This window comes from Phenylobacterium sp., from assembly GCF_036263695.1.
In the GTDB taxonomy this organism is placed as follows: Bacteria; Pseudomonadota; Alphaproteobacteria; order Caulobacterales; family Caulobacteraceae; genus Phenylobacterium.
On the sequence record NZ_DATAGM010000135.1, the window covers coordinates 25,290 to 31,901 of the forward strand.

The window sequence follows — 6,612 nt, forward strand, 5'->3', positions numbered from 1 at the left end:
CGAGATCATCCCGGCCGGAGCGACCGCCGCGGCGACGGTTCGCAGACCGCGCGCGCCATCCTATGCTGGGCGGGCATGTCGATCTCGCCCGAGACCTTCCCCCTGCTGCAGCAGGCCGTAGCGTTGCGCGCGCGCGGTCGGCTGACCGAGGCCGAGCATATCGCCCGCGCCGCCCTCCACGCCGCCCCCGGCGATGCGGGCGCCCGCTGGGTTCTCGGGACTGTCCTGCTGCTCCAGGGTCGTTACGGAGAGGGCTTCGAACTCTATGAAGCCCGCCATGAGTGGGCGCCGATCCGCGTCGCCAAGCCCCAGCTGCCGTATCCGGAATGGAACGGCGAGCCCGTCAAACGACTGCTTGTCTGGATCGAGCAGGGCTTCGGCGACCAGATCCAGATGGCGCGTTTTGCGCCCATGCTTGCAGAGCGCATGGAGGTGCTCTGGCTCTGCCCTCCGCCCCTCATCCGCCTGTTTCGCCAGCTGCCCGTGACGGTCATCGAACAGGCGCCGGTCATCTCCTTCGACGATCCGGACGCCTGGGTGATGCCGCTCGGGCTTCCGCTTCGCCTCGGCGTCAGCGGCCCGGACGACATCCTGTCCGCTCCCTACTTCAGCGCACCTTCCGCGCCCAAGCTGGACGGTTTCAACATCGGCGTCTGTTGGCGCGGCAATCCTCAGCACCCGAACGACGCGCGCCGCTCCATGCCCTCGCCCGAACCGCTGAGGACGCTCTCGAAGATCGGCGCGCTCCACGACTTCACCGAACCGCAGGGCGACTTCCTAGACGCGGCCCGCCGCATCGGCCAGATGGACGCCATCGTCACCGTCGACACCGCGGTCGCCCACCTCGCCGGGGCCCTTGGCATACCCTGCTTCATCCTCCTTCCGGCCGAGGACGTCGATTGGCGCTGGAGCTACGGCCGCGACGACACGCCCTGGTATCGCTCCGTCCGCCTGTGCCGACAGGCGATGCCCGGAGACTGGGCGTCCGCAGTCGCGGCGGCCGCGCGGCGGGTGGCTCGCCTACGCTGAAGTCCCGGTCGTGGAGCGGGCTGGGGGCTGTTGGCTCGGCCTGTCACCGGGCCAAGGTGCTCCCCGACTGCTCCGCCTGCGTTGCTATGCGACAGCGTCCGCGGTCCGGCGGGCCCCGCGAAGAGCGATCCTGATGCGACCCGATCGCCCCGCCTGCAAGTTGGAGGGCGCTCGCAAGATCGATCGGCGCGCAGCACGACGTGGAGCGCTCCCGGCGCGATCATACCGTCAGACTCGCGTTGGCAGCGGCCGCCCCCGCCGGCGCGCCCGTACCAGAAGCGGGCCGAGAGCTCATGCCACGCCGACCTGGTTCGCCGCGCCGCGCCGCCGCTTGCCTCCCGCGCCTGTTCCGGCCACAGGGTCGAGTGTGACCGGAACCATCCAGATCGCCCTCCTGCGCGGGGTGATGCCCATCGGGCGCAATCGCGTGCCGATGGCCGAGCTGCGCGCCCTCCTGACCGACCTGGGGTTTACCGACGCGCGCACCCTGGTCGCTACCGGCAATGCGGTGTTCCGCAGCCCCGGCCCCGCCGGCGCCGAGCTCGAGGCCCTCCTCGAGAAGGCCATCGCCGATAGGATCGGCCCCACCCTCGACGTCATGGTGCGCGACGCGGCCGCCTTCGCCCGCATCGTCCGCTCCAACCGCTTCCCAGAGGACTCCGCGGCCATGCCGAGCCGCGTCCAGGCGACCATCTTCAAGACCCCGCCCACCCCCGACCAGTCCCGCGCCTTCGAGGCCCTGGTCCACCCGCCGGAGAAAGCCAGGGTGCTCGACGACGTCGCCTGGCTCGTCCACCCGAACGGCATCTCCGCGTCACCGCTCCGGCCGACCGACTGGAAGGCCGCCTTCGGCAAGCTCAGCGGCACCGCCCGCAACTGGAACACCCTGAGCAAGGTTTACGAGGCCGCGCAGGCCCTCGCCTGAGACGACGGAGCCGCTCAGAACCCCCGCTATCAATGCCGCCTTTTCCCGCATCGTGCGTTATGGCGGCCATGAGAAAGACAATAGCGCTCCTCCTCACCGCCTGCCTCGCCGCGCCCCTCGCCGCCCAGGCTGCAGGGCCTAAGCCCGGCGATGTCAGCGCCGCGTTCGGCAACACCCTTCTGACCATCGACCCTGACGGGCGGTCCCGGAAGATCTGGCTCAAGCCGGATGGCACGTGGACAGGCCTGAGCCGCCGGGGGCTGGATCTAGCCGGCAAATGGACCGTGAAGGGCGACAAGGTTTGCCTGACTCAGTCGAAGCCTCGCCTGCCCGGCAGCATGTGCGAGCGGTTCCCCACCGAACCGGGGCCGAGCCTGCAGACGAAGGCGCAAGGAAAGACCGTCCAACTGAAGCTCGTGAAGGGGCGCGTCACGAACTAGGCCGCCTAGACCCTGCGGCGCTCCGGGTAGAGGTGGCTGGGCTTGTGGTAGCCGATGCGCGTCTCGGCGCCGCCGCGGCGCAGGGAAAGCGACCAGCGCTCGAAGACCAGATCGAAACCGTTGCTGCGCAGCCCGGAAGTCAGCGACACGGCGACCATGTCGCCCGAAACCTTCGGCACGACGCCGATGCCCAGGTCGCCGTTGGACAGCCGCAGCAATGCGCCGTTGCGGAAGGTGCGGCGAAGGGGCGCGACGAGCATCGGCAGGCCTTCGGCCTGCCCCGGGGCGAACACCACGTCGTCCTCCACGGTCGCGAACGGGTCCAGGAGGACGGAGATCGGCACAGGCGTGACCTCCACCTGTTCGACCGCAGGCAGGTTGAAGACGACCGCCAGCCGTTCGCCGAGATCCTCGACTTCGGTCGCCAGGCACAGGATCGGGCGAGCCCCGTCGGCGGCGACGAACCAGCGTCCCGGCCGGAGAGCCGAGCGCTGCAGCGTACGCGGGAACCCTTCGAAGCTGACGGCCATGCAGGACCTGTTATGCGTCGACTGACTGCGTCGCGGCGACTGAAAAAGTAGGGCGGTCGCAACTGACGTCCGACGTCCACCCTCCGGGAACGTAGGAACCTCCGCTATGGCGAGGTTTGAAGGTCCGCTTGCCTCGGGCCCGAGCTCCGCTGGCCCCCAGCTGACCTTCAGCGCGTCCGCCGCTCAGAGCTACCGCCTAACCGAGCGCCTTGGAGTCGCCTCAGAGCTTGAGCCTGGGCCCGCCCGAACCGCTTCTAGGGGCACAGCGGCCCTGAACGACCGCGCGCGGGCGCGGAGCCGGAATGCGTACAGGTGCCGCCGGTAGCCCGATGTTGCGTTTACATCCCCAGATCTATACATAGGGTCCACATCTGGACTTCACCTATGCCGCCTTCCGCCGCCCTCCCGTCTTCCGAGGCCCCCGCCTTCACCGCCGCAGACCTGCGCGATCCGGAGGCGCGCCGGCGGGTCTCCGCGCCCGCGGTGCGGCTCTTCCTGCGGGTCTGCGACCTGTGGGACCTGAAGGTGGACGAGCGCCGCGCCATCCTGGGTGGGATCTCGCGCCAGACCTATCACAACTGGAAGGCCGGCCAGGTCGGCGCCCTCACCCGCGACCAGATAGAGCGGATCTCCCTTGCCCTCGGCATCCTGAAAGGCCTGCGCCTTGTCTTCGCCGAGGACGCCCACGCCCTGCGCTGGCTGAGGTCCGACAACACCGACGCCCCCTTCGCCGGCCGCCCGCCGCTCGTCCACATGACCGAGGGCGGCCTTTCCGAGCTCGCCGACGTGCGCCGCTACCTCGACGCCTGGCGCGGGGTGAAATGAGCTTCTCGCGGGCCCGGGTCCGCGGCCGCACTCATCGCCTGATCCTCAGCCGCTATCCCACCGTCGGCGTCTTCGACGACATCGCCGACGACGAGGCCGAGCTGCGCCTGGCCTTCGCTCTCGAGGACCTCACCCTGCGCACGCCAAACCGCCTTGCCCTGCTGCCGGAGGGGAGCCTCCCCACCGGCCCCACGGCTTCAATCGTCATGGCCGCCTTCCTGCACGTCGCCGACGAGGGCGGGCGCTTCCACGACGCGGCGCTCGGCGCCTGGTACGCCGCGCGTGACCTTTCCACCGCCATCGAAGAGACCGTCCACCACAACCACCGGCGCCTGGCCGCTTCCGCCGGCGGCTTTCCCGCCCGGCTGCAGCTGCGCGAACTGGTCGCCAGCCTCGACGCCCAACTTCTCGACCTGCGCGGCGCGCAGGGCGCCCACCCCGAGCTCTACAGCCCCGAAGACTACTCGGCCTCGCAAGCCTTCGCCCGCGAACGGCGCTGGCCTTTCGCCGAGCCCCCCGAGGAGGGCTTCGTCTACGACAGCGTTCGCCGCGCCGGCGGCGAGTGCGTCGTCCTCTTCCGCCCCGCCGCCGTCCCTCTCCCCGTCCTTCAGGGCGATCACTTGGAATATGTCTGGGACGCCCGCGGCGAGCTGACCGTGCTCAAGCTGACCAGCATGGCTAGAAACTGAGCTGACTGACTGGTCGAGTCGCGCGCCGGCTCTTCGATTGCGACGCCCCACTAACGGCCTGGCAGACGCCGGCTGTCCGGCTGCACCGGCTCAAACAGGCGTCGCCTCGAACAGCCGCCGCACGTCCGCTCCGGGATCGTTCACCACCCTGGAGTCGACGTCGAACACCATCGTCGTGCGCGCCTGCGGGGTGTAGGGCGCCCAGCCTGGATCGCCGGTCCGCGCAAACCGGAGCCAGGCGCTGCTCACCGCGTCCGCCACCTTCTGCGCCTCCGGGCCCGTCCCGACCATCGAGGCGGACTTGGCCACGTTGTCGAAGACCATGGCGTGCTCCACCGAGTGCGGAGATTTCCACCGGCCGCCATCCACCGGGCTTTCCCAGGCGAACAGGTACATGTAGGCCGGCGCTCCGGCCTGCGCCGCCTTGCGCTCGGCCTGCACAACGGCCCGCCGGCGGAACCGGTACTCCGTCGTCGCCGTGAAATAGACGTCGCTCGGCCTCGCCTGCGGATCCGCCCGCCGCAGCTCGGCGATCACCTTGGCTGCATCCAACCCGCGCAGCTCCGGCGCCAGCCGGGCCGGCAGAGCCTCCCAGGTCAGGCCGAACAAGCTCTCGTCCCGCCCGCCCACCAAGCTCGTCGTCTCGTCCTTGGTGGTGCCTACGAGCAGCGGCACGGCCTTCGAGATCGCCGGCGCATCCGGATGGAACGGATGGCGCGGAAGCGCCCGTCCGTCCACCACCGGCCGGAACTCCGCCCCCGCCTTCGGCAAGGCGTCCGCGATCGCCCGCATCGGCAGCGCCCGCAGCTTACTGACCTCCCCCGGGGCCAGCCCCAGCGCCGCCAGCACCTTCCTCGTGCTCTCCTGCGCCTGCGCCGGCTCCAGCACCTTGATGCCCGAGCCGCTCTGCACGATCGCCTTGTGGAACAGCCCCGCCGCCGCCGGCATGGCCATCAACGCCGAGACCTTCCCGCCCCCGCCCGACTGGCCGAAGATGGTCACGTTGCCCGGATCGCCCCCGAACTCGGCGATGTTGTCCCGCACCCAGGTCAGAGCACGTACCATGTCCAGGCTGCCGACGTTGCCCGAGTCAGCCAGCTCCGACCCGCCGAGGTCCGCCAGGTACAGGTAGCCGAAGGCGTTCAGCCGGTGGTTCACCGTCACCACCACCACGTCGCCCCGTTTCGCCAGCCGCGTCCCGTCCGCGTAGTGGCTCGACGCGCTGCCGCTGGTGAAACCGCCGCCGTGGAACCACACCATCACCGGCCGGCCTTTCCCATCCTTCAGGCCCGGCGTGTAGACGTTGAGGAACAGGCAGTCCTCGCTCTCCGCCCGCGGATTGGCCCAGGAGGCGTAGACGCTCGGCCGGTCCGCCCCCAGCTGCGGCGACTGGGCGCCGAAGTCCGCCGCCTCGGCGATCCCGCTCCAAGGCTCGGGCGGCTGGGGCGGCAGGAACCGCCGCCCCTCCGTGCTCGCCCCATAGCGGACGCCCTTGAAGCTGTGGATCCCGTCGGCCGTGCGTCCGCGCACCTGTCCGGCCGTCGTCCGGGCCACCGGCCCCGCACCTTGCGCTAGCGCCGCCCCCCCGAGCGTGAGCGCCGCGGCCCCCGCTCCCAAAAGCACCTCTCGCCGCCCCACGCCAGATACCCGGGTCATGACGCCCTCCCTTGTTGGTTATTTCGGAAACTGTGCACCGGGGAGCCCCGGCCGCTCAAGCGCCAGTTCGCCACGGCCGATTCAGAAAACTCACAGCTTTCTTTCAAGAATGCCGCTTTGCGCTGCAACCCTCGTGAAACTCGACAAGTTGACGCCGATAGCTCGAGAGGACGCGAAACCGCATCATGCCTGCCCCGCATACCGAGACAGCGCTGCATCACATCCGCCGCATCGTGACGATCGCCGCCCAGCCAGGCGCGCCGATCACCCGTCAGGAGGCGTTCGAGCAGATCATCGAGGAACTGGAGCTCGCCGGCTTCTGCCCGGACCTTGGTGATGGCGCGGGCGCCGACGCGCCCGCTGAGCCGGCTCGCCGGACCAACTAGCCTCATAACCGCGCAACCTCGGCCGTGCGGGCGCGTTTCGCGCCCGGACCGAAGGGAGTGCTGTGCATGAAGCTGCCGATCGCCGTCGTCGCCCTGTTCGTCGCCACGGCCGCGGCCGCACAGCAGCCCACG

8 protein-coding genes are annotated in these 6,612 nt (G+C 70.1%); 6 read left to right on the forward strand and 2 right to left on the reverse strand.

Annotated elements, in window-relative coordinates:
- The first annotated feature begins 75 nt into the window (after positions 1-75).
- From VHK87_RS05425 to VHK87_RS05435, 3 genes are all read left to right on the forward strand, one after another.
- Positions 76-1,029 (forward strand): hypothetical protein, encoded by a 954-nt coding sequence (locus tag VHK87_RS05425; RefSeq protein WP_329633878.1) that lies wholly within the window; start codon positions 76-78, stop codon positions 1,027-1,029.
- 367 nt (positions 1,030-1,396) lie between these two features.
- Positions 1,397-1,954 (forward strand): DUF1697 domain-containing protein, encoded by a 558-nt coding sequence (locus VHK87_RS05430; RefSeq protein ID WP_329633879.1) that lies wholly within the window; start codon positions 1,397-1,399, stop codon positions 1,952-1,954.
- A 68-nt stretch (positions 1,955-2,022) separates the two neighbouring features.
- The gene (locus VHK87_RS05435) at positions 2,023-2,394 is read left to right on the forward strand and encodes a hypothetical protein (RefSeq protein ID WP_329633880.1); all 372 of its coding nucleotides are present in this window, start codon (positions 2,023-2,025) and stop codon (positions 2,392-2,394) included.
- A gap of 5 nt (positions 2,395-2,399) precedes the next feature.
- On the opposite strand, the gene VHK87_RS05440 is transcribed toward VHK87_RS05435, so the two are convergent.
- Entirely contained in the window at positions 2,400-2,924 is a 525-nt protein-coding gene (locus VHK87_RS05440; RefSeq protein WP_329633881.1) for a hypothetical protein, read from the reverse strand.
- 384 nt (positions 2,925-3,308) lie between these two features.
- Between VHK87_RS05440 and VHK87_RS05445 the strand changes: the two genes are divergently transcribed.
- A complete protein-coding gene (locus tag VHK87_RS05445; RefSeq protein ID WP_329633882.1) occupies positions 3,309-3,749 on the forward strand; it encodes an MbcA/ParS/Xre antitoxin family protein in 441 nt (146 codons plus the stop codon).
- The gene (locus VHK87_RS05450) at positions 3,746-4,438 is read left to right on the forward strand and encodes an RES family NAD+ phosphorylase (RefSeq protein WP_329633883.1); all 693 of its coding nucleotides are present in this window, start codon (positions 3,746-3,748) and stop codon (positions 4,436-4,438) included. Before VHK87_RS05445 ends, VHK87_RS05450 begins: the two co-directional genes overlap by 4 nt.
- A gap of 90 nt (positions 4,439-4,528) precedes the next feature.
- Here VHK87_RS05450 and VHK87_RS05455 read toward each other — a convergent pair whose 3' ends face one another.
- A complete protein-coding gene (locus tag VHK87_RS05455; RefSeq protein ID WP_329633884.1) occupies positions 4,529-6,094 on the reverse strand; it encodes a carboxylesterase/lipase family protein in 1,566 nt (521 codons plus the stop codon).
- Between the two features lie 185 nt (positions 6,095-6,279).
- Here VHK87_RS05455 and VHK87_RS05460 point away from each other — a divergent pair, with 185 nt between their 5' ends.
- Positions 6,280-6,480, forward strand: a complete 201-nt coding sequence (locus VHK87_RS05460; RefSeq protein WP_329633885.1) for a hypothetical protein — start codon at positions 6,280-6,282, stop codon at positions 6,478-6,480.
- The last annotated feature ends 132 nt before the right edge of the window (positions 6,481-6,612 follow it).